Annotated in this window: 18 protein-coding genes; 11 read left to right on the top strand and 7 right to left on the bottom strand. The window is 47.4% G+C overall.

The window, feature by feature from the left end; all coding sequences use genetic code 11:
- Positions 1-58 precede the first annotated feature (58 nt).
- From VM802_RS17100 to VM802_RS17090, 3 genes are all read right to left on the bottom strand, one after another.
- Entirely contained in the window at positions 59-826 is a 768-nt protein-coding gene (locus VM802_RS17100) for a CDP-alcohol phosphatidyltransferase family protein (protein ID WP_325532661.1), read from the bottom strand.
- Between the two features lie 207 nt (positions 827-1033).
- On the bottom strand, positions 1034-2326 hold the full coding sequence (locus tag VM802_RS17095; RefSeq protein WP_325532660.1) for an aminopeptidase P N-terminal domain-containing protein: 1293 nt from the start codon (positions 2324-2326) through the stop codon (positions 1034-1036).
- Between the two features lie 67 nt (positions 2327-2393).
- On the bottom strand, positions 2394-3380 hold the full coding sequence (locus tag VM802_RS17090; protein ID WP_325532659.1) for an amidohydrolase family protein: 987 nt from the start codon (positions 3378-3380) through the stop codon (positions 2394-2396).
- Positions 3381-3699: 319 nt separating this feature from the next.
- Between VM802_RS17090 and pckA the strand changes: the two genes are divergently transcribed.
- The 4 genes from pckA to VM802_RS17070 all read left to right on the top strand — a co-directional run bounded on the left by pckA (position 3700) and on the right by VM802_RS17070 (position 9111).
- Entirely contained in the window at positions 3700-5301 is a 1602-nt protein-coding gene (gene pckA, locus VM802_RS17085) for a phosphoenolpyruvate carboxykinase (ATP) (protein WP_325532658.1), read from the top strand.
- A 295-nt stretch (positions 5302-5596) separates the two neighbouring features.
- Positions 5597-6484 carry a bifunctional methylenetetrahydrofolate dehydrogenase/methenyltetrahydrofolate cyclohydrolase FolD gene (folD, locus tag VM802_RS17080; protein ID WP_325532657.1) on the top strand — a complete coding sequence of 296 codons (888 nt, stop codon included), beginning with the start codon at positions 5597-5599 and terminating at the stop codon, positions 6482-6484.
- Between the two features lie 38 nt (positions 6485-6522).
- A complete protein-coding gene (locus VM802_RS17075) occupies positions 6523-7155 on the top strand; it encodes a 7-carboxy-7-deazaguanine synthase QueE (protein WP_325532655.1) in 633 nt (210 codons plus the stop codon).
- A 60-nt stretch (positions 7156-7215) separates the two neighbouring features.
- Positions 7216-9111: an OmpA family protein gene (locus VM802_RS17070; RefSeq protein WP_325532653.1), complete on the top strand. Its 1896-nt coding sequence runs from the start codon at positions 7216-7218 to the stop codon at positions 9109-9111.
- Positions 9112-9185: 74 nt separating this feature from the next.
- Here the strand turns inward: VM802_RS17070 and VM802_RS17065 are convergent, their stop codons facing one another.
- Entirely contained in the window at positions 9186-9995 is an 810-nt protein-coding gene (locus tag VM802_RS17065) for a 5'-nucleotidase, lipoprotein e(P4) family (RefSeq protein WP_325532651.1), read from the bottom strand.
- Positions 9996-10084: 89 nt separating this feature from the next.
- Here VM802_RS17065 and dprA point away from each other — a divergent pair, with 89 nt between their 5' ends.
- Positions 10085-11185, top strand: coding sequence for a DNA-processing protein DprA (gene dprA / locus VM802_RS17060; RefSeq protein WP_325532649.1), 1101 nt, complete (start codon positions 10085-10087; stop codon positions 11183-11185).
- 122 nt (positions 11186-11307) lie between these two features.
- Complete coding sequence (gene guaB, locus VM802_RS17055) at positions 11308-12780, top strand: IMP dehydrogenase (protein ID WP_325532647.1); 1473 nt, start codon at positions 11308-11310, stop codon at positions 12778-12780.
- A gap of 73 nt (positions 12781-12853) precedes the next feature.
- Here guaB and VM802_RS17050 read toward each other — a convergent pair whose 3' ends face one another.
- Both VM802_RS17050 and VM802_RS17045 read right to left on the bottom strand, forming a co-directional pair.
- Positions 12854-14254, bottom strand: a complete 1401-nt coding sequence (locus tag VM802_RS17050) for a SusD/RagB family nutrient-binding outer membrane lipoprotein (RefSeq protein ID WP_325532645.1) — start codon at positions 14252-14254, stop codon at positions 12854-12856.
- Positions 14255-14277: 23 nt separating this feature from the next.
- A complete protein-coding gene (locus VM802_RS17045) occupies positions 14278-17328 on the bottom strand; it encodes a SusC/RagA family TonB-linked outer membrane protein (protein ID WP_325532643.1) in 3051 nt (1016 codons plus the stop codon).
- 490 nt (positions 17329-17818) lie between these two features.
- Between VM802_RS17045 and lnt the strand changes: the two genes are divergently transcribed.
- Genes lnt through VM802_RS17030 form a run of 3 tightly spaced genes read left to right on the top strand, consistent with a single transcriptional unit; the run spans position 17819 to position 22880 of the window.
- On the top strand, positions 17819-19432 hold the full coding sequence (lnt, locus tag VM802_RS17040) for an apolipoprotein N-acyltransferase (protein ID WP_325532641.1): 1614 nt from the start codon (positions 17819-17821) through the stop codon (positions 19430-19432).
- A complete protein-coding gene (locus tag VM802_RS17035; RefSeq protein ID WP_325532639.1) occupies positions 19413-20204 on the top strand; it encodes an alpha/beta fold hydrolase in 792 nt (263 codons plus the stop codon). The genes lnt and VM802_RS17035 overlap by 20 nt, the downstream gene beginning before the upstream one ends.
- A gap of 51 nt (positions 20205-20255) precedes the next feature.
- Positions 20256-22880 carry a T9SS type B sorting domain-containing protein gene (locus tag VM802_RS17030; protein ID WP_325532637.1) on the top strand — a complete coding sequence of 875 codons (2625 nt, stop codon included), beginning with the start codon at positions 20256-20258 and terminating at the stop codon, positions 22878-22880.
- A gap of 4 nt (positions 22881-22884) precedes the next feature.
- On the opposite strand, the gene VM802_RS17025 is transcribed toward VM802_RS17030, so the two are convergent.
- The gene (locus tag VM802_RS17025; protein ID WP_325532635.1) at positions 22885-23607 is read right to left on the bottom strand and encodes an SDR family oxidoreductase; all 723 of its coding nucleotides are present in this window, start codon (positions 23605-23607) and stop codon (positions 22885-22887) included.
- 289 nt (positions 23608-23896) lie between these two features.
- On the opposite strand from VM802_RS17025, the gene VM802_RS17020 reads away from it, so the two are divergent.
- Complete coding sequence (locus VM802_RS17020) at positions 23897-24652, top strand: SDR family NAD(P)-dependent oxidoreductase (RefSeq protein ID WP_325532633.1); 756 nt, start codon at positions 23897-23899, stop codon at positions 24650-24652.
- A gap of 128 nt (positions 24653-24780) precedes the next feature.
- Entirely contained in the window at positions 24781-24942 is a 162-nt protein-coding gene (locus tag VM802_RS17015) for a hypothetical protein (protein ID WP_325532631.1), read from the top strand.
- The last annotated feature ends 47 nt before the right edge of the window (positions 24943-24989 follow it).

The raw sequence follows: 24989 nt of genomic DNA, 5'->3' as shown, positions 1-24989 counted from the left end.
AATTACGAATTACTCAGGAAGATTTTAGGAATAACGGATTATCTCCTGTCTATAACCATTAATGGGCCACTACTTTAGGCGGAAATGCCAACGATAATATTACGTAACAAATAAATATAAACGGTACCGCCGCAAACTTCAGGAAAGGAATGCTCACCAATGTAAGCGCTACCAGCAAGAACCTTGGCCAGTTAGCTTTCAGCGACTTCTCTTTGAACTTCAGGCTCAGCATCGGTATCTCCGCGACCATGAGATAGCACAATACCGCAATGATCACATACAACACCCAGATGTTCTGGAACAGGTGTGCCAGGTTGTAGGGATTAAAAAGTACGATCAGCGGGAAAGAGGCCACCAACAGGCCAACAGCAGGAGTGGGCACACCAATGAAGTTTTCGGACTGTCTTGTATCAAGATTGAACTTCGCCAGCCGGTAAGCAGCAAAACAAGGCACCAGTAAGGCGGGCGCAAGGTTCACTATAGAAACATCAAATACATCCGGTTGCTGGAAATAAGCGCTGCGCAACAACCGGTACAGCATCATGCCCGGTACTACGCCAAAGGTCACCACATCTGCCAGGGAATCCAGTTCCTTACCCATAGGGGATTGTACGCGAAGCAATCGTGCGGTCATCCCATCAAAGAAATCAAATACAGCTGCCAGCACTACCAGAGCTGACGCCCAATAGACCGGTTCAGGGCTGATCACCGTATAGTCGTTTCCGTTAAATTCCGCCCGGAACTCCGGAGCATACAGCACACAGATAATAGCCAGTGCTCCGCAAAAAAGGTTGCATAGGGTAATAATGTTAGGTAGTTGTCGCATTACTGTGATTTATTTGATTAGTATGATTATTATGATGAGCGAAGATGATATGTTGACAATTATGTAATTAATAATGAATGCAAATAACGAAATAAAATAATAAAATATTTGATCATCTTCGCTCATCATAATAATCATACTAATCAAATAAATCACAGTTCAGACATCATCCGCTTTTATCTCCGCTCATCAAAACAATCACAAAAATCAGGATTTCATCAAAGTCTCGATTTCATCAGCTGTAATCGGAATATTTTTCATCAGGTCCACATTACCAGCGGCGGTGAGCCACACGTTATTCTCAATGCGGATACCCATCTGTTCTTCTTCAATATAAATACCTGGTTCCACCGTCATGACAGCGCCTTCAGGAATTGGCTGATAGAAGGAAGGACCGAGATCATGCACATCAATACCCAGGTGGTGTGAAATACCATGATACAGGTATTTGCGGTAAGCAGGATTCTCAGGGTCCTGATTTTTAATATCACCTTCAGTAAGCAGGCCAATCTTTACGAACTCTTTGCCGGCTTCCTCTCCTACCATCTCGTGATACTTGGCAATGGTGATACCCGGACGCAGAATAGATTTTGCATAGTTATGCAGGTGCAGGCAGGCATCGTATACCTCACGCTGACGGGCAGAGAACTTACCATTCACCGGCACGGTGCGGGTCAGGTCAGCATTGTAACCGCCATACTCAGCACCGAAGTCCATCAGGATCAGCTCTCCGTCTTTACACTCCTGGTTGTTGGATACGTAGTGCAGGGTACGGGCGCGATCACCGGAAGCGATGATAGAACCGTAAGCCTCGCCGGCAGAGCGGTTACGCAGGAACTCATGTACAATCTCTGCATGTATCTCATGTTCCCACACGCCCGGCTTAATGAACTTCAGCAAACGGCGGAACGCCTTCTCTGTAATATCCATTGCCACCTGCATTACCTTCGTTTCTTCCGCGGTTTTCACAGCACGCAGCTCCTTGAAGATAACGGCAGCACGCAGGTAGTTGTGCAGCGGGTAACGCAGCTTCATCTCCTGAACATAACGGTAGTCTTTTACCGGCATCAGGCTGGCTTTGCGGTTATTCTCGTTGGTGTTGAGATAGATGTTGGCAGCATCATTGACCCACTGCTGAAGCAGTGCCTCGAGGCTGTCGAGCCATACTACTGTAGATATACCCGCAATGGCGAAAGCTTCATCTTTACGCAGCCTGTGGCCATCCCATTTTTCCTTCAGTTCGTTGGGGCGTACCAGTACCAGCACTTCACGGTATCTCGGATCAGGGTTATCCGGGAACAATACCACCATGGTATCTTCCTGGTCTATCCCTGTAAGCCAGTACAGATCTGAATTTTGTTTGAATTTGTACAACGCATCTCCGTTGCTCGGCACTTCATCGTTGGAATTGATAATGGCTATTGAATGCGGCTGCATCTTAGCTATAAACCGCTGACGGTTCTTTACGAACACCTGCGGATCTAATGGCAGATTCTTCATATTGTTGTAATTTCAAATGAGGGCTCAAACCTATGGAAAAAATCGGGATTTTGACATTTTTGATACATCAGCGGGGCAGTTTCAGAAGCCTGTCTGCATTCTGATGCGCTATCTGTACAATCTCCTGGTGTGATAGCGGAAAACTGTCCAGCATAGCCTTACCTTCTTCATTTGTACTGAAGGGATAATCAACAGAGAAAAGAATATTGTTCAGGCCGAATGTCTCCAACGCCATATACAATGGCGGCAGTGTAAACATGCCGCTGGTGGTGATGTATACCTGTTCGCGCAGTGTCTGGCTGATGGAGCGTTGATGCGCGCCCGCTTGTCCGGGTTTGAATTTCTGATCACAGCGGGCCATCATGCCCGGCAGCATTTCTCCCATATGGCCAATGATGAGCTTCAGACGGGGATAACGGTCAAGTGTACCAGATATGATCAGCCGGAGGATATGTATGGCTGTTTCTGAATGCCAGCCCCATCCCGAAGTAGCAAGGACACCGCCGGCATTACCGGGCAGTCCGCTGTAATACGCATCCACCACAGCTTTAAGCGGCAACCCCGGATGCAGGTAAATAGGCACATCCAGCCGCTCAGCGCGTTGCAATACAGGTGCAAATTGCGGATCATCCAGGAAACTACCCTGTGTAAGCCCGTTGATGAAAGCGCCACAGAAACCATGCTGGGTGCAGGCCCGCTCCAGTTCATCTGCGGCCGCTTCAGGTGATGTCATGGGCAGATGCGCAAAGGCAGTGAAGCGAAAAGGATAAGGTGCTATAGCAGCTGCCAGCGTGTCATTATACAATGCTGCAAAATCCTTTGCGGCAGCAGGTTCCAGCAGTTCGGCGCCAGCGCCTATTACAGAAAGTACCTGCATACTGATACCATTTTTATCCATTGATACAAGCCGTTGATTACTGACGTCAGCCAGTTCTTCAGCCACACGTTTAATCATAGGGCTACGCTCAATACTACGTGCAGCCAGGGTTTCAGCAGGGATAAGGGACGCAAGTGCGGGAAATGAAATGTGCTCCTCCAGTGTAATGATTCTCATAGTTGTGCCGGTTTTTCGTTTAACAAAATTCTTTTCAACTCAATAAAAAGCAGTGACGTAAAAGAAGACGATTATGGGACTAAAATCTTGTATTAAATATTGAAAAAATATTGATACTGCATTCACTAGACTTAATGTTATCTTAACACATTGTAATCTTTGAAATAACTGCAAGGAAATGAGCACAAATTGAACATATCGCAAAAATTGCCATCCAGTATACCATTGTTGTCGAAATTTCGGCGGGACAACGCGGATAGAATTTGACAATATCAAAAAATCCCTAGTTTTGCTATTACACCAAAACAATCTTGCTTTTATGCAAATGAGTAGCGTAAGGAACCCTGTTGCTGACTTACGGGAACTGGGCATAGAGAACGTGTCGAACCTATTTTACCAACTTTCTCCAGAGGAACTGGCAGAGCAGACAATAGCAAGGAAACAAGGCGTTATCACTGATACAGGCGCGCTTGCTATCAACACTGGTACTTTCACCGGCCGTTCTCCCAAAGACAAATTCATTGTAAAAGACGCGATCACAACGGATACTGTAAACTGGAATGACTTTAACATCCCCATATCCGAGGCTCACTTTGATCGCCTGTACCGTAAAATCACCGGTTATTTTGCCGGCAAAGACGTGTGGGTACGCGATTGTTATGCCTGCGCTGACGCAGACTTCCGGATCAACATCAAAGTAATTTCCGAACTGCCTTGGGCTAGTTTGTTCGCATATAACATGTTCCTCCGTCCTACTGAAGAGGAACTGGAATATATGCATACTGACTGGACCGTGATCCAGGCGCCGGGATGCCTTGCCGATCCGGCCACAGATGGCACCCGTCAGGGCAACTTCTCCGTTGTCAACTTCAGCAAAAAAGTAATTATTATCGGCGGCAGCGCCTACACCGGTGAAATCAAGAAGGGTATTTTCACTATCCTCAATTATGTACTGCCTCACGATAAAAATGTGCTGAGCATGCACTGCTCTGCCAACCAGGGCAAAGATGGCGACACAGCTATCTTCTTTGGACTGAGCGGCACCGGCAAAACCACGCTGAGTGCAGATCCTGCACGTAAGCTGATCGGCGACGACGAACATGGCTGGACAAGTAACGGCGTATTCAACTTTGAAGGCGGCTGCTATGCAAAATGCATCGACCTGTCAGAAGAGAAAGAGCCCCAGATCTGGCGTGCAGTACGTAGAGGCGCCCTGCTGGAGAATATTAAGTTCTTCCCGGGTACTTCCACAGTGAACTTTGCAGACGGCAGCATCACTGAAAACACCAGGGTGTCTTATCCGTTGCACTACATCGACAATGCACTGGAACCTTCCATCGGAGGTATTCCTAAAAATATCTTTTTCCTCACCTGCGATGCCTACGGTGTACTGCCTCCGGTATCAAAGCTCACGCCAGGCCAGGCTATGTACCAGTTTATTTCCGGTTATACCGCTAAAGTAGCCGGTACAGAAGCAGGCGTAACGGAGCCAAAATCCACTTTCAGTGCATGCTTCGGCGCACCATTCCTGCCTTTGCACCCTGCTCAGTATGCACAGATGCTCGGCGAAAGAATGCGCAAATACAAGGTGAATGTATGGCTGATCAATACCGGCTGGACAGGCGGCGCTTATGGCACCGGCAACCGTATCAAACTGGCTTACACGCGCGCGATGATCTCAGCAGCATTGAAAGGTGAGCTGGACAACGCCACCTTCCACCCACACCCGGTATTTGGCTTTGCCATCCCGGCTGCATGCCCCGGCGTTCCTGATCAGATCCTTGATCCGCGTAACACTTGGGAAGATAAAGCTGCATACGATGAAAAAGCGAAAGATCTGGCCAACCAGTTCATCCGCAATTTCGAGAAATATGCTGCGGCTGCAGAACCTGAAATACTGGCTGCTGCACCTAAAATCTAAGTATGACCGAATACCCACTGTGATCTGAGATCTCTGCTTGCATAAATCAGCAAGAAGACTTATATTTAAGCTTTGCCTTATAATTTCCACTGATCGTAAGTTCTGACAGGCGCAACGCCTGAGCAAAACAAGTTCCGGACAGGAGCTTGTTTTGCTGAACTTCGGAGGATATTGCAAAGCTTATTGTCATTTATATCATAATCTGTAATTCCACTTTTTTAACCTGTAATTCCATTTTTCTTCTTATAAAAGGTAAATCATTAAAGGCAAACTGCTTTTTTTGTTACCTTTGCACATGCAAATTTTAGACGGTAAATTAGTTTCTGAGGCTATAAAGGCCCAATTAGCCACCAAGGTGGCTGATTTGAAGGCTGCCGGCAAAAAGGTTCCTCACCTCGCAGCTATATTGGTAGGTAATAATCCCGCCAGCGAAACATACGTAGCTTCCAAAGTAAAGTCATGTGCAGAATGCGGGTACAACTCCACCCTCCTTCGTTTTGATGAAAAGATCTCTGAAAAGCACCTCCTGGACCAGATCACACTGCTCAACGAGAATGCAGATGTAGATGGCATCCTGGTACAGTTACCACTGCCCAGACACATCAACGAAGAACTGGTAATCAACACCATTGATCCCAGCAAGGATGTAGATGGTTTTCACCCAATGAACGTAGGTAAAATGGTAAGCGGGCTTCCTGCTTTCATTCCTGCCACACCTTACGGCATCATGTTGATGCTGGAACATTACAACATTCCCACCGAAGGCAAGCACGCCGTGGTAATTGGCCGTAGCCATATCGTAGGCACGCCTATAAGCATCCTGCTGAGCCGCAATACCAATCCCGGTAACTGTACTGTTACCCTCGCACATTCCAAAACCAAAAATCTGAAAGAGATCTGTCTCCAGGCTGATATTATCATTGCCGCCATCGGAAGGCCCGATTTCGTAACAGCAGATATGGTGAAAGAAGGTGCTGTAATAGTGGATGTTGGTATCAATCGTGTGGAAGACGCCAGCAAAAAGAGCGGATTCCGTCTGAAAGGAGACGTTAAGTATGATGAAGTAGCACCCAAATGCAGCTTCATTTCTCCTGTACCTGGCGGCGTTGGTCCAATGACCATCGCAGCATTACTGAAAAATACCTATCACGCTAACATCGGTCTGAAGGGTAGTATGAACTAAAAAAGTGCCGGTAAAAACGGAACTTTGTGTAATTGACAATGACTGTAGTTACAAAAAATATCAGTATCGACACCGCGACGCTTCCTGTGATGGAACGCTTCTACACCATTCAGGGTGAAGGGTTCCATCAGGGAAAAGCGGCCTATTTCATCCGCCTTGGCGGCTGTGATGTAGGCTGCCATTGGTGTGATGTAAAAGACAGCTGGGATGCAGAGAAACATCCCTATATAAACGTGGATCAACTGGCAGATGAAGCGGCTCAGTATCCCGGAAGGCTTGCCGTTATTACCGGCGGCGAACCGCTGATGCATAATCTGGGCGCACTTACCAAAGCCCTGCATAAGAAAGGTTTCCAGACCCATATTGAAACATCCGGCTCCTCTCCCCTGAGTGGAAGTCTGGACTGGGTTACGCTGTCACCTAAGAAATTCAAAGCCCCTCTGCCTGAAGTCTGCAAGGTTGCCAACGAGCTGAAGGTGGTCATCTTCAACAAATCTGATTTCGCCTGGGCAGAAAAATATGCCGCTCTCGCCGGCAAACACTGTAAACTATACCTGCAGCCCGAGTGGGGACGCGCCGCCGAAATGACGCCGCTGATCATCGATTACATCAAGGATAATCCCCAGTGGACATTATCATTGCAGGTTCACAAGTATATCAACGTTCCTTAAAAATAACAGGTCAGACTTTTTCTCATCGTATTTTCGTTATTTAGTGAGCGAATACATACTATGAAAAAAATCTCCCTGTTATTACTTGGCTGCCTGTTGCTTTGCAGCCTGTGGTCTTCATCACAGACGGTCACTTACGAAACGGCCCCTAAAAAGGCCAAACTCAGTTTTGACCGTGCAATAGATGCGGTACGTATCTACAATACCAAAGATGCCATCAGCTTCCTGAAAGAAGCGATTGCCGCCGCGCCGAACTTCACGGATGCCTACGGACAAATGGGCCTCTGTTATGTGGAACTGAAAGACTACCAGCAGGCCGTTAATGCCTTCTCAAAGCTGAAACAGCTGGACAGCAGCGGTCTCCGGCCTGTATTGACCGCCTACTCCAAAGCGCTTGCCGGCACAGGTGATTTCGTGGGTGCATTATCGTTAGTAAACCAATACCTGGCCAATGCAAAAAGTAAAAACACCAATGCAGAAAAGCTTAAAACCAATTACGAATTTGCGGTAAAGAACAGCCAGCGCCAGGTGCCCTTCCATCCCAACAACCTCGGTGATCACATCAACAGCAAAGACCCCGAATATTTTCCTTCACTCACTATCGACAGTAAAACACTCATCTTCACCCGCCGTGTAAATGGCCGCAACGAGGATTTTTATATCAGCTATCATGACAGCACCGGCTGGAGCGCTGCCCTGAACATGGGAGAACCAGTGAACAGCTCCTACAATGAAGGCGCACAGAACATCTCACAGGATGGCACTATGCTGGTATTCACCGGTTGCGACTTCCCGGAAGGAAAAGGCAGCTGTGACCTGTACTATGCCCTGAAAAATGCCAGCGGCTGGGATGCCCCGGTAAATATGGGCGCCCCGGTGAACACACACGACTGGGAATCACAGCCATGCCTCAGTGCAGACAAACAGACGCTATATTTTGCCCGGGAAACATCAGACCAGGGCGCAGATATATTTGTGTGCAAACGCCTTGAAAATGGCCGGTGGAGTGTTCCTGAGCGGCTTGGTCCCAATATCAACACCGGAGGCAGGGAAACCACTCCTTTTATCCACGCAGACGGACAAACACTATACTTTGCATCCAACGGACATCCCGGCTATGGCGGCCTCGATATGTTCTACTCCCGCCGCCAGCCTGACGGCAGCTGGGGACCTGCCGTGAACCTTGGATACCCTATCAATACCATTGACGAAGATGCCTCCCTCGTGGTAGATGCCAGCGGTAAAACTGCCTACTTCGCATCCGACAGATCAGATAGCCGCGGCGGACTTGACATCTACAGCTTTGAACTCTATCCCGAAGCAAGGCCGCTACAGACACTGTATGTAAAAGGATTCGTGTACGACACCACCACACATGAAAGACTTACTGCCACAGTGGATGTGATAGACCTCGCCGGCGGTTATACCATCGCTGCCGTAAAAACCACTGCCAGCGGGGATTTTCTGGCGCCGCTGCCGGTGGGAAAAGATTACGCTTTTCATGTGAATAAAAAGGGATACCTCTTCTATTCGGATAATTTTTCACTGAAAGACCATAATCCCGGCGTACCATTTGAAAAGAATATCCCCCTGCAGCCACTGGCCGCCAATGCCAGCATTATCCTGCATAATATCTTCTTCAAATCCAAACAGTACAACCTGGAATCCGCATCCGTAACGGAGCTGGACAAACTGGTAAGGCTGCTCCAGGATAACCCGTCCATTAAAATTGAAATCGCCGGACATACAGATAATGTAGGTAGTGATAAAGACAACCTGCTGCTCTCACAGAACCGCGCCAAAGCAGTAGTAGTATACCTCACAGAAAAAGGTATAGATACGAAACGTCTGACAGCAAAGGGTTATGGCGAAACGCAGCCAATCGCAACAAATGATACCGAAGAAGGAAGAGCGGCTAACAGAAGAACAGTATTCAGAATATTGAGCCTTCAGTGATAGTCTTATAAACGTAAATAAGCCACCAGATTAATATCTGGTGGCTTATTCGTTTCTATATTACACTATACGATTCAGTAATTTCTCAATCTGCCCTGCAGAACAGAATCCTTCTGTTTATCAGATAGCTTATATTGATAGTTATACAACGCGCCCTCCCAGTCTCCATACATAGGATTCGGCAATACAATGAACCTGCTGCCAAAGTTGGTAGCAGATTGCAAAGCCGCGGCGTTTCTTTCCTCAAAAGGCTTTTTATCGAAGATAGCGGAGAAGTCGCTCAGGTTGTCTCCAAACAGCATGACGATATCATACTGCTGCAGCACCTGCTGGCGACGGGGTTCCTTACCGGAAGTAGTAGTTTTCAGGAAGAGATGCTGATCGTCGGCATCAGGAAACTGGTAGCGTTGCAGGTTTTTAAGGGTAACAACCCTCTCTGCTTCCAGCCTGTTGGTGATATAGAATACTTTCACACCTTTTGAGGCAGCATACCTGAAGAAGGTGAGCGCGCCGGGAACGGTGTCTGCTACGGCTTTGGCTGTCCACTTCATCCAGCTTTTATCATCATAGCCTTTGCCACTGAGCGCCTGATGAACAGAATACGGACTGTTGTCCAGCACTGTTTCATCAATATCTGTAACAACTGCCAGCGGCCTGTTGTTCTTTTGTGCAAGATACTGATCCAGCCGGAGAGCTGCCAGCTGATAAGCCTGTAGACAAAGCGCCTTGTATTCGCCGGATTGCTGTTGCCACAACGCTGCCCATGCTGGCCCCTGCGGCACCAGTTTGGTATCAGCGGCTGCCTGTTGAGTTACCGGCTTCGTGGTTTTACAAGCGAAGAATCCTGCTGCCAGCGCAACTATCCATAATCTTTTCATCATCATAAAATAGCTGTTTAAGACCGCAAAAATACTTCTCTCATTCAATAAAATTGAATACGGAAAATTGTAATTTAAAGGAAACATTGTTTGTTATGTCCCAGGAACTGATGTATCAGATCGCGTTAACCCGTATCCCGCAGATAGGAGACATTATCATTAAGAAATTGCTGGAAACGTTTGGCAGTGCAGGTGCAATATTCAGCGCAAGCAGGTATAACCTGGAAAGGACGGAGACCATAGGCAGCGTGAGAGCAGCCGCTATCAGGCAGTTCCGCGATTTTAATACCATAGAGAAAGAGATCACATTTATAGAACGGTATCACATCCGGCCGCTGTTCTATACAGATAAAGACTATCCGGAACGGCTGCGTCATTGTATTGACAGTCCGGCGATGCTGTATTACAAAGGCAATGCCTCACTCAATCCACCGCGGATAGTGAATGTAGTAGGCACACGGCATCCTTCCGGTTACGGCAGGCAGGTCTGTGTGCAATTAGTGAAAGAGCTGACGGAAGCGGGGATTACGCTCGTAAGCGGGCTGGCATATGGGATTGACATCATGGCACATAGAACTGCATTGGAAATGGGCATCCCGACAGTGGGCGTGCTGGCACACGGACTGGACCGCATTTATCCGGCCCTGCATAAGGAAACTGCCATCCGGATGACAGAACAGGGAGGGTTGCTCACGGAGTTCCTAAGCGGCACCGGGCCAGACAGGCAAAACTTTCCGCGCCGCAACCGCATCGTGGCCGGGCTGTGCGACGCCACCATCGTAGTGGAAAGCGGCATCCAGGGCGGCTCACTGATCACCGCCGATCTGGCAAACGGCTACAATCGTGATGTATTCTGTATTCCAGGACGTGTGCACGACATACATGCCGCCGGCTGCAATCATCTTATAAAAAACAATAAAGCAATGCTGATCACCGATGCAGCGGATGTTATCGAAGTAATGGGCTGGCAGAAAGCTGCCGGCGTCGCGGCGGTGATGCAACGCACCTTATTCCCCGATCTGACAGAAGCAGAAAAACTGATCGTTGACCTTTTCAGTAGAAAATCGCCATTACATCTGGAAGAATTGTATCTGCAAAGTCATTTATCCGGCAGCCAGGTTGCTGCCGCCCTGTTCAACCTGGAAATGCAAAGTGTGCTCAAATGCTTACCCGGACAGCTTTATGAGTTGGTATAGCCCTTCTCTATGTTGTTAACTAATTGCTAACTGCAACCGACTAACAGGGGATAATTTTATTTATTGCGCAAATAAGTGTAGATTTGCGTGCAATTATTTTTTAACTGACAAATAGTTGCATCATGCCTGCGGGAAAATCTAAACCCAAATTTGTAGCTGACGGACTAACATTCGATGATGTGCTCCTGGTTCCGGCCTACTCCGAAGTTCTGCCAAAAGAAGTAAATATCTCAACGCAATTAACAAAGAACATACGCCTGAATATACCTATGGTATCTGCGGCGATGGACACTGTTACTGAAGCCAACCTGGCTATTGCGCTTGCACGTGAGGGCGGAATAGGTATTCTCCACAAAAACATGAGCATTGAAAGACAAGCCGAGATGGTAAGACGAGTAAAGCGCAGTGAAAGCGGATTGATCATGGATCCCGTTACACTGAAAGCTGACGCTACTATCGGACAGGCGCTGAAGCTCATGAAAGAAAACGGCATTGGTGGTATACCTATCATTGACGACAACAACAAATTAGTAGGAATCCTCACCAACAGAGATCTCCGTTTTGAGAAAAACAAAAAACGTCTTGTACAGGAAGTAATGACCAGCGAAAAACTGATCACTGCTCCCGAAGGCACAGACCTCAAGAAAGCTGAAAAAATCCTTCAGCAGTATAAAATAGAAAAATTACCGGTTGTTAATAAACAAGGCAAGCTGGTAGGACTGATCACTTACCGTGACATCCTGCAGCTGACCAGCTATCCTAATGCAGTGAAGGACGAATTCGGCCGACTGCTGGTAGGTGCTGCGCTGGGTATTACACCGGATGTACTGGACCGTGCACAGGCGCTGATTAATGTAGGTGTTGACGTTGTGTGTCTCGACAGCTCTCATGGCCACTCTATCGCGGTTATCAATACCCTGAAGAAACTGAAGAAAGCATTCCCTAAACTGCAGGTGATTGCTGGTAACGTAGCTACTGCAGAGGGTGCATTGGCACTGGCGCAGGCAGGCGCTGATGCGGTGAAAGTAGGTGTTGGTCCTGGTTCTATATGTACTACACGTATCGTAACAGGCGCCGGTTATCCGCAGCTGTCAGCCGTTCTCGAAGCAGCTGATGCACTGAAGAAAATGGGCATACCGGTAATTGCAGATGGCGGTATCCGTTATACCGGTGATATGGTGAAAGCCCTGGCCGCAGGTGCGTCCTCTATCATGGCCGGTTCTATCTTTGCAGGTGTGGAAGAAAGCCCTGGCGAAACTATCATCTACGAAGGCCGTAAGTTCAAATCATACCGCGGTATGGGTTCTATCGAAGCCATGCAGGAAGGCAGCAAGGACCGCTACTTCCAGGACGAAGATGATATCAGAAAACTGGTGCCGGAAGGTATCGTAGGACGCGTACCTTACAAAGGTTACCTCTCTGAAGTGATCCAGCAGTTTGTTGGCGGTCTGCGTGCAGGTATGGGCCTCACCGGTTCCAAAGACATCAAAGCGTTGCAGGGTGCGCAGTTCGTGAAAATTACTGCGGCTACTGTGAAAGAAAACCATCCGCATGATGTGGTAATCACTAAAGAGGCCCCGAATTATAGCAGATAAGAGTAGTAAGCTAAAGCATAAAAGAGAAAGCCCCGCGAATATTCGCGGGGCTTTCTCTTTTATGTTTGAAAGTTTATTTAGTATCCCACCAAACGCGGTCAGCAGTAGTCACTTTTTGCTCTGGTTGAGGATTAGTGAGTACTTCACCGGAAGCATATGGCCATCTTCTTGGAATGTAATTCACAAAAGCATTCTTAGCCAACTGGAGTTGTGGATAACCTGTACGTCTCCAATCGTTGTAGGTTTCAATAGAAAGGAATCCTGCTACATACTTTTCATAGATAATCTGTTCCAGTGCATTATCAGCTGTAAGAGCAGGTCTTGAGCTGATATAAGCATCAGCAGCAGCGGAAGGAACTTTAAGCAGATCCATATGAGACCTGATTGCCGCTGCCAGCACAGGTTGTGCGGCTGCAGCCCCCTGTTTACGGAAAGTTGCTTCCGCTTTGATGAAGAGCGCTTCGCTGTATGTTGCCAGGAACAACGGAGAAGAAGCACCAGCATAGAAAGTGTTTACTAATGACAGCTCAGTAGGATCCGCAACGGGGTCATCACCAGGAACGCGGCCACTATAACCACCTGCAGCATCTTTGGTAGCGATGATGGGCAGACGCGGATCATTATTGTTTGCCAGAAAATCAATAAATGTCTTCGACATGGTCACACCACCAGCACCAGGTAATGTATTCTGATACCAGGGACTTTCTGCCTGTGCGGTTCCGGGATAAGGCACTGTTGCATTATCATCATTGCTTCCAAAGGCGTTGGATAATGCAGTCAGTGCGCTGTCTGCCTGTAACTTGGCGTCATGTCCGGGCGCTTTGGTCAAACGGAGATAGAAGCGCGCTTTCATCAGATAAATGAACTTCTTCCACTTCTCCATATCTCCCTGGTAAATATAATCGTCGCCACCGGGAACTATTTTGCTGCCAGGTTTATTTGCATAATACAAAGCGCTGTCCAGCATCTGCTGAATACCTATGTACACCGCTTCCTGGTTATCATATTTAGGCTTCATTACTGATGGTGTCTGTAATGCCTGTGAGTAAGGCACTTTATCCCATAAATCAGTAGTGATAGCAAGGTTAAAAGCATAGAGCGCTTTACCGATAGCCATGTATTCATTGTGTCCCGATTTCCGTGCCTCCGCCATCATCTCCTTCAGGTTGTTGAAGATGTTTGGGTAGAGGTAGAAAGTCCAGGTATTATCCACATCGGATGGCAGGATACGGTATGTTTCCTGATCCGGAGCCGGCTGATTGAGCGACAGCTGTTGCATCCAGTAAGCTGCGTTGGTACCGTTGAAGCCACCTACTACCTGCGTAGACACTGTTACTTCCACAGGAGGAAGTATCAACTTTTCTGCAACCTGCAACGGATTATTCGGGTCTTGGTTGATGTCAAGAAATTTTTTGCAGCTGCTGCCTAATGTGGCTGCGCCCAAAAGTATGATGGCAAAATTTATTTTTCTCATGATCGTTTTCTGTTTTGATACAATTAGAAGGATGCTTTTAATCCAATGATGATGGAGTGGTTAGCAGGCGCCATAAAGTTGGCTAACCCTTGTCCGTTACCACTTCCGTTCAAACTTACCTCAGGGTCGGAACCTGTATAGTTTTTGTGCAGGATGAAGTTGGTTCCTGTTACATTCACTACCAGTGATTTAAATGCAGTTCCTTTTAATATACTACCAAAGTTATAAGCAAGCGATACTTGTCTCAGCTTCAGGAAAGACGCATCTTCAACAGATGTTTCATCAGCAGAGCTGAAAGTATTCCTGTAATAGTTTTCTGATAATGGCACCGATAAGGTGTTCTCTTTACCTGTGCTTTCTATGATACCTTTGAATACGGTATTGGTACCTCTGTTCTCCGTTACTTTTGGCGTACCGTAGAAGAAGAGATAGTGGTTATCCAGGTTCAGCACATCACCGCCGTGTTTATGATCAAGTACAAAAGAGAAACTGAGTCCTTTGTAGGTAAGTGTACTGGTGATACCACCCAGCCACTTAGGCATGGCGTTACCAATAGGTGCAATATCGCTCGTTAACTGAGGATACCCGTTATCATCCAGCAGCATTACCCCCTGATCATTGCGCTTGAAGTGTGTACCCATAATCACGCCATAAGGCTGGTTGGCAAACGCATAGATACCAGGGTTGGTGAAGCCGGCCAGGAATATATAGTTCAGTCCTTCGCTCAGTTTCAACACTTCATTCTTGATCCTGGTGTAGTTCAAACCAATTTCCCAGGTGAGGTTTTTGGTTTTAATCGGTGTAATACCCAACACCACTTCTATACCTTTATTGCGCATATCACCGGCATTGAGGCTGGCCGAGTTGAAACCTGTTCCAGGAGCGATAGGCGTACCTGGTGTTAACAGGTCAGTGCTTTTTCTGTCAAAGTAGCTGATGTCGAGTGATGCCCTGTTTCTGAAGAATTTCGTTTCCAGTCCTACCTCAAATTCATTCACACTTTCATTCCTAAGTGGATAGGCATACGTATTGGTCAACTGATAACCATTCTGCCCATTGAAAGGGAAAGCAATGTTTCCGATTGTTTGTTTGGTATATGGCATGGTAAGTGAGTACGGGGCCACGTTATCGTTACCCACTTTGGAGTAAGATACCCTGATCTTACCAAAGTTCAGGATCGCATTATCAGACATTTTCAATGGCTCAGTAAAGATGAAGCCGGCACTTGCAGATCCGTAGGGATAAAACTGTTTATCAGTTGACAATACAGAAGTACCATCATATCTTCCAGTCAATGCCAGTGTGAGCATTCTTTTATACTCTACCGATGCCTGTGCATAAAAACCAACTTTCCTGTTCTTATAATAATTGAACGTAGAACTTACATTGCTGGCATTTGCCATCGTGTAGAGGCCAGGCACAGATAATGCAACCCCCTGCACGTAATTATTATCGTTGTAGTTGGTCATGATGTTATTACCGAGGATCAGGTCTGTGGTCCAACTACCAAAATCTTTTCTGGCTTGTATGATCAGGTCGTTGTTGAATTGTCTGAACTCCCTGGTACGATTGTATACACGGCCATCAGGTGAAGTAGAACCAATGATACCGATGTTCTCGTGATAATCCGTTTTGTTTACATATATATCAGCGCCGATTCTTTCAGTGATTGTCAGCCAGGGCAGCGGAGAATAGCTAAGGTTGATAACTGGTAACACACGGTTGGTTTTGTCTTTCAGGCCTACGTTGTCCAGGAGCCAGTAAGGATTATTACGGGCTGCACGGAATACCCGCTGGCTGCCATCTTCATAAGTGGTTGGCTTCGGATTCCAGGAGATAGGTGCAGAATAGATTGTCCACAGTGGGCCTGCAAGGCTGTTTCCTTCAGGTATACGATTATTGTCTGAACTGATGAAGTTCACCTGTGTATTCAGCTGCAGGTTCTTAAGTAACTGAGTACCATATTTCAGGAAAACAGCATGCCTGGAGTAATCCGTGTTGGGCATGGTACCATTTGTTTTCAGATAAGAGTAGGACACCAGATAGTTGGAATTATCTGTAAAACCACTCACTGATACGTTGTTATCACTTGTATGACCGGTTCTAAAGAAATCTTTTACGTTATCGCGTTTAGGAACAGGCACACCATTCACTTTCAGCGTATCCATATTTGGACCCCAGGAACCAGAGCCCAACTGACCATTATTTCCATCGACATATTTACCACTCAACCCCTGTGCAAATTTGCTCTGAAACTTAGGCAGAATAGGATTTTCGAATGAGTAGCTGGAGCTGAAGGACACAGTTGGTTTACCATTCCCGGCGCCGCCCCTGCCATTCTTCGTGGTGATGATTACCGCACCTTTTGCAGCGGCAGAGCCATACAATGCAGTAGCCGCAGAGCCTTTCAACACGTTGATGCTCTCAATGATATTGGGATCAATATCACTGGCCCTGTTCACCGTACCGCCTGCGCTCAGCGCACCATCAGGGTTTCCGGCTTCCGTGTTGTCCATGGGAACACCGTCAATAATCATTAATGCCTGGTTCTCGCCGGTGAGAGAAGTGATCCCACGGATTACAATCCTGGCGGAGCTTCCGGGCATACCGCTGGAGTTGGTGATTTGCACACCAGCCACTTTACCGGAGAGCGCATTCACCAGGTTATTCTGTTTTGCATCCACCAGGGAAGCGCCTTTCACTTCCTGTGTTGCATATGTGAGTGTGCGTTTGTCGCGTTTGATACCCAGCGCTGTTACCACCAGTTCATTCAGCGATTTATTGCTGCTCTGCAAAGCAATGTTCAGCGTTGTTTCGTTGCCGGGCGTAACAGTTTGTGTGGCATAGCCTACAAAAGAAAATTCAAGTGTACCGCCGGCGGGCAACGGTAGTTTGAAGGTGCCGTCAAGCGCGGCTGCGGTACCTTTCCCTGTACCTTTAATCAGGACGTTTACACCGGGTAGCGGAGAACCATCACGCGCGTCTGTAACTCTGCCTGTAATTGTTCGTGTCTGGGCATAGGAATGCATGACACTTATGGCCACGAATAGCCAAAGGAATAATCCTTTTTTCATAAACAAACTTAGATTTTGTTAGACTTAAATTTTGGTAAACATGAAATAACAAGTGCCATTTCCTCAGTACATGGTACGCTGCAGACGTCCATTACTGAAGATCAATGTTGATTCTTCGACTCGATTAAATACGCAGGAAAGCGTTAGCTGGCAATGACAGGCTTATCCCCGGATTTAGATTTTAGATTTTATTTCCCGATCTCTTTATTTAAACTCAAAATGTGTGACCTGTTCAGTCTGTTCTTCTTGGATTGATATTACTTTGTGTGAAATTAATAAAAATTTAACTAAAGTTATCCTGCATCAGCAAGATGTTATTAACAATAATTGTTTCTTTCTAATTAATAATTGTTCCTTTTTATTAAACTGGGCTTATTCTTAAAGTTCCGACATATTAACTTACCAGCATCTTAAAATCAACTTAAAATAACGTCCTGATTTCATTCATCCCGCTTATCTTCGCCTTATAGTAATATTATAATATCACCTAATGAGATTTCGTTTTCTGCTATTGAGTATTATCAGCGGCCTGCTGCTGTGGCTTGCCTGGCCTACATCCCCACTCACCCCGCTCATTTTTGTGGGGTTCACTCCCCTGTTATTCGTTGCAGAAAAAGTAAACTCCCGGTGGAAATTCTTCGGGCTGATTTACCTGTCGTTCCTGATCTGGAATGTGGGTACCACCTGGTGGGTAGGCAATACCACTTTACCGGCAAGCGGTGTATTTGCCAACAGCTTCAACGCATTGCTGATGAGTATTCCCTGGCTGGCCTATAAAAACACGCGCAGGAAATTATCTGAAACAGCCGCCTACTTCTCACTCATCGTATACTGGATCACCTTTGAATATATCCACCAGACCTGGGAACTCAGCTGGCCCTGGCTAACGCTGGGCCATGTGTTTGCCATGCGTACCAGCTGGATACAATGGTATGAGTTCACCGGTACCAGTGGAGGCACCGTGTGGGTATTGCTCTCCAACATCGTCCTCTACCAGGTGTGGAAACGGTCGCGCATATATGATCTTCCCTGGGGCCAGATCCTTCGTTACGAAGCATGGAAACCCGCCGCGGTTATACTTCTCCCGCTGATCCTCTCACAATTTATTCATCCGCCGGCAGGCAACCCTTCCCGTAAAACAGAAGTGGTGGTGGTACAACCGAATATCGATCCCTACGATGAAAAATTTAACTCCTCCACGGTAACAGCGCAGATGGAGAAATTCCTCCGGCTTACCCGGCAAAAAGCGGATAGCCATACCCGTTATATTATCTGGCCGGAAACCGCCCTCTTCCCTCGTGGTGCATGGGAACATGAGCTAAATTACCAGCAGGAGATCATCGCTATACGCGATATGCTGCGGAAGTATCCGAATGCCCGGGTGATCTCAGGCGCTGTTACGGAGAAACTATACCGGCAGACAGACGAGGTCCCGTCAATAGCACGGCAGATGAATGACGGCAGCAGGTGGGACGCCTACAACAGCGCCCTGCAGATCGACACTTCGCAAAGCATACAGATATATCATAAATATGAACTGGTGCCCGGCGTGGAACTGATACCATACGTACGGTATTTAGGTTTTCTCAATGGCCTCGCCATGGACTTCGGCGGCATCTCCGGTAGCTATGGCCGCGAGCCTGCGTCTACAGTATTCACCAACCCGCACGACAGCATGGAAGTAGTACCAATGATCTGTTATGAATCGGTATTCAGCAATTATGTGGCCGCTGGTGTAAAACGCGGAGGCAACCTGTTGGTTATCATGACTAACGACGGCTGGTGGGGCAATACGGAAGGACATCGCCAGCATCTGCAATATGCCCGTATCCGTGCGATCGAAACAAGACGGTGGGTAGCCCGCAGCGCCAATACCGGCATTTCTGCTGTGATAGATCCTGCCGGCAATGTGTATCAGCCCCAACCCTACTGGCAGGAAGGCGTTATCAAGGCGGATGTAATACCAGAGTATGATAAGACGTTCTATGTAAGAAATGGCGACCTCATTTCAAAAGGAGCTGTAATATTTTGTATCTTGTTGATTGTACATGCTTTTATATCACGTTTCATTCCCGGATTAAAACATGCGGAAAACTATCAATAACGGAACCCATATATACCACGATGAGGGCAACGGCCCGGTAGTAGTGTTGATACACGGCTTTGCTGAAAATGCCGGTCTGTGGGATTTACAACGGTCTTACCTGCGCCAGCAATACCGGGTGATCATCCCCGACCTGCCCGGAACAGCAGACGTAACAACCAATGGCCCGCTTTCCATGGAATCCATGGCAGCATACGTATATGCGATACTGTTAGCAGAGAAGATTGATAAAGCAGTAGTGATAGGTCATTCAATGGGCGGATATGTGGCCCTTGCCATAGCAGAGAAATACCCCCAGCTGTTATTGGGACTGGGGTTATTCCATTCCACCGCCACCGCCGACACAGAAGAGAAGAAAGAAGCACGCCGCAAATCCATCAGGATGATGCAGGAATACGGATCTGAAACATTCCTCCGACAGACATTGCCGAACATGTTCAGCCAGCGCTTTAAATCCGGACAGCCTGAACGCGTAAATGTATATGTACAGATGGGTATGCTGTGCAGCGCGCCTTCACTCATTGCTTACTATGAAGCCATGATGCAACGCCCTGACCGTACTTCCATCCTGAAAAATACAACCGTACCTGTATTGTTTGTAATAGGAAAAGACGACAATGCCGTACCGTTTGATATTATACTGCCACAGATAACGCTGCCACGTACCAGCAGCATCCACATTTTTGAAGAAGTGGGACATATGGGTATGTGGGAAGTTTTTGAACAAAGCAATGTAATATTGCAGCAGTTCATATCTTTCTGCCAACTGTAATCAGTTGTTTGTTTGTTTTAAATTATTGTCAATTAGCCAAAATCTCCCGTTTTGAAGAAAATACTGTCCATCCTCATATGCCTTGCATGCGCCATCCCGGCGTTTGCCAGCCACATTATCGGAGGACAGGTATATTATAAATTCATTGGGCAGACGGGTAATATGTATACCTACCGCGTATCCCTGAAGCTGTACCGTATCTGCGGAAAAGGGGAAAGGATTGCGGAAATGCCTACCACCGTATACCTTGCCGCCTTCGACAAAGGCAATAACCAGCTTACGGGTACTTATACAGTGAACCGCTCCGCCTTTGAAGAAAAACGCCTCACCCAGTTTGATCCCTGCATCGTTAATCCGCCGGAAGTATGTTTCCAGGTAGGGTTGTTTGAAACAGACATTACGGTGCCGCTCAACAATGCCGGTTATGTCGTTGCATTCCAGAGCTGCTGCCGCGAGACATTCCTCGCCAACGTAGTATCAGAAAGGATTCCCGGTGGCGGCCCCAATGACCTCGGCACCGGCGCCACCTACTTTACAGAACTACCCGGTTCCAACAACAACGCACTGGGCAACTCCAGCCCCGTCTTCAATAAGGAAGAAGCCACACTGATATGCGCTGACCGCAAATTCGTGTACGACTTCTCCGCCTCAGATCCCAACGGCGATCAGCTCACCTACGAGTTCTGCAGCGCCTACAAAGGCGGCAGTACCACCGACCAGTCAGGCATTCCGCCCGCTGCGGTAAATCCGCCCTACAACAATGTTACCTACATCTCTCCTTTCAGTGGTGCAAGCCCGCTGGGACCTAATGTGAAGATTGATCCGGTAACCGGCATTATCTCCGGTACAGCGCCCGCTCCAGGAAAGTATGTAGTTACGGTATGCGTCAATGAATACAGGAACGGTGTAAAAATAGGCACGCTGCATAAAGATTTCCATGTGAATGTAACCACCTGCGTAAAACAGGTCACTGCGTCCATGCCGGAAAAGTATGCAGACTGCAGCAGTATGTCTGTTACATTCCTCAACAACAGCACCCTCGGGAAACCCTATTTCTGGGATTTCGGAGACGGTACCACGCAAAGTGTAACCACCACTGATCCGCTCACGCACACCTATACCAGACCGGGCAAGTATACCGTAAAGCTCTATGTGGATAAAGACAGCAACTGCGGTGACAGCGCAATAGCTACGGCCTATGTGTTCCCCGTTTTCAAACCGGACTTTGTTCCGCTGGGACTGTGTACACAGAAAGCCACCACTTTCACCGACCGCACCCGCTCCGATGCCGGCGCTGTTGAATATTACAAATGGGATTTCGGTACAGGCGACACTTCCAATCTGAAGAATCCGGTGTATCAGTATAAAGCTCCCGGGACCTACACCGTAAAACTATATGCACGTGCTGCTTCCGGCTGTGAGCAGACTATATCACAAGACGTCACCATCTACGACAACCCTCCGCTGAATGCCATCTCTGATACCTTACTGTGTGCAAAAGACAGTCTGCACATGTGGGCTAACAGCAGCGTAGGCGGTACTTTCAAATGGACGCCTGACGATTACAACATACTGAATCCGGCAACCGCTGATCCGTTCGTATTTCCCCTGCGCGATACTACCTATAAAGTAACTTTCACTGATAACCAGGGGTGTGTAAATAGTAAGAATGTTTTTGTAGATGTGAAAGACACCTTGCTCCTCCGTACAGTGCCCGATAAGGACAGCACCGTGTGCACCGGTGATGAGATCCGGCTCAGGTCAGTGGCAGATGGCCCCTATGCCTTCCAGTGGAAGGAACTGGGCAGCAACAATATTGTCAGCAATGGCGCTGAAGCCCTGGTAACACCAGCTCCACCCAGGCAGAGCTACCGCGTGGAAGCCAGCCTGGGTAAATGCCGTACAGCCGACACTGTTAGCCTGAAGGTAGTAGATCCACCAAAGGCCACCGCAGCGCCCGATACAACCGTATGCTACGGTATCCCCGTAACGCTGCGGGCCACAGGCGGCGCCTTCTACCGCTGGACACCGCCTTTTTATGTAGAACAGCCGTCGCAGCCTATTTCCCTGGCGCATCCTAAAGATACCACTGTGTTCACTGTAACGGTTACGGATACACTTGGATGCCCCAAACCGGTTACGGCTACCGCTAAAGTGAATGTTGTGCCTCCGGTGCCGGCATTCGCAGGCAATGATACCATCGTGATGCTTAACCGCCCGTTCCAGCTGCACGCCACCGGCGGCATACGTTACACCTGGGCGCCCGCCACCGGTCTCAACAGCCCTAATATCGACAACCCCGTTACAACCATCAACAAAGACATCACGTATACCGTTACCGCCTATACGATAGAAGGATGCTCCGGCCAGGATGATATATTCATCCGCTTCTTCAACGGCCCGGAGATCTACATCCCTAATGCCTTCTCTCCTAATGGCGACGGTCAGAATGATGTATTCAGACCTGTACCGGTAGGAATTGTACAGTTGGAATTCTTCCGTGTATTCGACCGCTGGGGAAAACTATTGTATAGCAACACCGCCTATATGAAAGGATGGGATGGCCGCGTAAATGGCGAACCAGCGCCTGTTGGTACTTATGTATGGGTGGTACAGGGCAAGGACATCAACAATCAGACAGTGCTCCGCAAAGGCACGGTAACCCTTGTGAGATAAGCCGCTACCAGGGAAGCTCCCCGCCGTCTTTGAAGAATTTTCCGGTTGCAGTTCTGTCTGCCGACATCGCCAGCTTCACAATCGGAACAGCGCCTTCCGAAACATGTTTAAAGCCTTTAAACTGATTAAGATCTGTAGCAGTATATCCTGGCGTAACACTATTGACCGTAATGTTTTGTTCGCGCAGTTCGTTAGCGAGCATCACGGTTAAAGCATTCAAAGCGGTTTTGGTAGCTGCGTATGTCGAAAAGTTGCTCCAGTTAGGAGGTCTTTCGGCAGATGTCTGCATGGTTAAAGATCCCGTTTCACTCGACACATTGATGATAGATGGGGCGGAAGCCTTCCTTAACAGTGGCAGCATGATCTGTGTAGTCTGAATGGCGCCAAAATAATTTGTCTCAAATACACTGCGGATGTCATCCATACTGTATTCGGCCATATGCTGTATTTGTCCGCCTGCGATAGCGGCATTGTTTATCAGCACATCCAGAGAACCGATCTGGCTGTCTAATTCCGTCTTTGCCTTTCTGATAGAATCTGTATCAGTCACATCAATCTGAATAGCTGCAACATTGGATATTCCGGCTGCCTTCAACTGATCTGCTGCTTTTTGTCCGTTAGCCAGGTCTCTGCTGCCTAAATAAACAAAGTTCCCCAATTGTGCCAGTTGCCTGGCGGTTTCAAATCCGATGCCTTTGTTGGCGCCGGTTATCAAAATTGTTCTCATAAAAATTTCAGTATTAAAATTCAAGAATGTCCGGATAGTATTTCTGATTGAACCCGGTCCGTTGCAAATTTCAGTAGGTTTAAGCACGAACCTGTAGCCTAATTGCTTTAGTTTGTAGCCAAATGTCAACTAGTAGCTGATAGCTGACAGCTATTAGCTACCAGTCTTTGCTATTCCTGTAAAAATTCCTGAAATTCGTGCAAATGTTGTGCTTCTGCCTCCGGGATAGTATCCCCGGATGATCGCGCAACATTTTTTATTTTACGCACAAATCAAAAAATTCAGACACATGGGTATAGCACTTATTACAGGAGCCACAGCTGGCATAGGAGAAGCATGCGCCATCAAACTTGCGGAGGCAGGTTATGACGTAATTATAACAGGAAGAAGAAAAGACAGGCTGGAAGCCCTTCAGACACAGTTAGCACAGGAATACGGCACCAATGTGCTGGCCCTGCATTTTGATGTAAGAGATTCAGCTGCTGTAAAAGATGTATTGGGAAATATTCCTGAAGAATGGAGAGCAGTGGACGTACTGGTGAACAATGCCGGTCTTGCGGCCGGGCTCAGCACCATCGATGAAGGTAACCTCGATGATTGGGAAGCAATGATAGACACGAATATCAAAGGCCTGTTGTACGTATCACGTATTGTTATTCCGTGGATGCGTTCCCGCACTTCCGGTCATATTATCAATATCGGCTCTACTGCCTCGAAACAGGTGTATGCCAAAGGCAATGTCTACTGTGCCACCAAATATGCTGTGGACGCCCTTTCGCAAAGTATGCGCGTTGATATGCTGCCTTATCGTATCAAAGTAACCGCCATACATCCGGGTGCTGTTGAAACGGAGTTTTCGCTGGTTCGCTTCAAAGGGGATGAAAACAGAGCCAAAGATGTATACAAAGGCTTTATTCCTCTCAGTCCTAAAGATGTAGCGGACGTGGTATACTATTGTACAACGCTGCCACCGCATGTTTGTATCAACGACCTCGTGCTCACACCGTTACAACAAGCGAATGCTTATTACATCGATAAAAATTAACACGTTGATGTGATTACATTGTTAAAATTCAACATGTATATTTGAGAGCGTTATCATTCAGATTCAGCGCAGTTCGAGTGATAAATACCACGATACCTGACTATCCTTTAATGAAATACCATATCCCTATGCTTACATTCTTAACTATGTACATGCTGCGCCTGTATTATCCAAGATGGAAAGACCAATGGCGCTTCTATCTTGACAGGACCCGCAAAGGCAACTATGGCCGGTGGGCATCGCGCAAAAACTGGAACGGCCATCAGGGTTACGCTCTGGGCTACAGTTGAAAGATTTTATGAGTCCCCTCTGCGGAGGGGATTTTTTATTGAATCAG

The sequence above is a fragment of the Chitinophaga sp. genome, assembly GCF_035538455.1.
GTDB lineage: Bacteria > Bacteroidota > Bacteroidia > Chitinophagales > Chitinophagaceae > Chitinophaga.
This window is presented reverse-complemented; position numbering and strand designations above follow the sequence as displayed.

Coding starts and splice junctions, on each gene's coding strand:
- VM802_RS17100 (WP_325532661.1), bottom strand. CDS start 826: ATGCGACAACTACCTAACATTATTACCCTATGCAACCTTTTTTGCGGA.
- VM802_RS17095 (WP_325532660.1), bottom strand. CDS start 2,326: ATGAAGAATCTGCCATTAGATCCGCAGGTGTTCGTAAAGAACCGTCAG.
- VM802_RS17090 (WP_325532659.1), bottom strand. CDS start 3,380: ATGAGAATCATTACACTGGAGGAGCACATTTCATTTCCCGCACTTGCG.
- pckA (WP_325532658.1), top strand. CDS start 3,700: ATGCAAATGAGTAGCGTAAGGAACCCTGTTGCTGACTTACGGGAACTG.
- folD (WP_325532657.1), top strand. CDS start 5,597: ATGCAAATTTTAGACGGTAAATTAGTTTCTGAGGCTATAAAGGCCCAA.
- VM802_RS17075 (WP_325532655.1), top strand. CDS start 6,523: ATGACTGTAGTTACAAAAAATATCAGTATCGACACCGCGACGCTTCCT.
- VM802_RS17070 (WP_325532653.1), top strand. CDS start 7,216: ATGAAAAAAATCTCCCTGTTATTACTTGGCTGCCTGTTGCTTTGCAGC.
- VM802_RS17065 (WP_325532651.1), bottom strand. CDS start 9,995: ATGATGATGAAAAGATTATGGATAGTTGCGCTGGCAGCAGGATTCTTC.
- dprA (WP_325532649.1), top strand. CDS start 10,085: ATGTCCCAGGAACTGATGTATCAGATCGCGTTAACCCGTATCCCGCAG.
- guaB (WP_325532647.1), top strand. CDS start 11,308: ATGCCTGCGGGAAAATCTAAACCCAAATTTGTAGCTGACGGACTAACA.
- VM802_RS17050 (WP_325532645.1), bottom strand. CDS start 14,254: ATGAGAAAAATAAATTTTGCCATCATACTTTTGGGCGCAGCCACATTA.
- VM802_RS17045 (WP_325532643.1), bottom strand. CDS start 17,328: ATGAAAAAAGGATTATTCCTTTGGCTATTCGTGGCCATAAGTGTCATG.
- lnt (WP_325532641.1), top strand. CDS start 17,819: ATGAGATTTCGTTTTCTGCTATTGAGTATTATCAGCGGCCTGCTGCTG.
- VM802_RS17035 (WP_325532639.1), top strand. CDS start 19,413: ATGCGGAAAACTATCAATAACGGAACCCATATATACCACGATGAGGGC.
- VM802_RS17025 (WP_325532635.1), bottom strand. CDS start 23,607: ATGAGAACAATTTTGATAACCGGCGCCAACAAAGGCATCGGATTTGAA.
- VM802_RS17020 (WP_325532633.1), top strand. CDS start 23,897: ATGGGTATAGCACTTATTACAGGAGCCACAGCTGGCATAGGAGAAGCA.
- VM802_RS17015 (WP_325532631.1), top strand. CDS start 24,781: ATGCTTACATTCTTAACTATGTACATGCTGCGCCTGTATTATCCAAGA.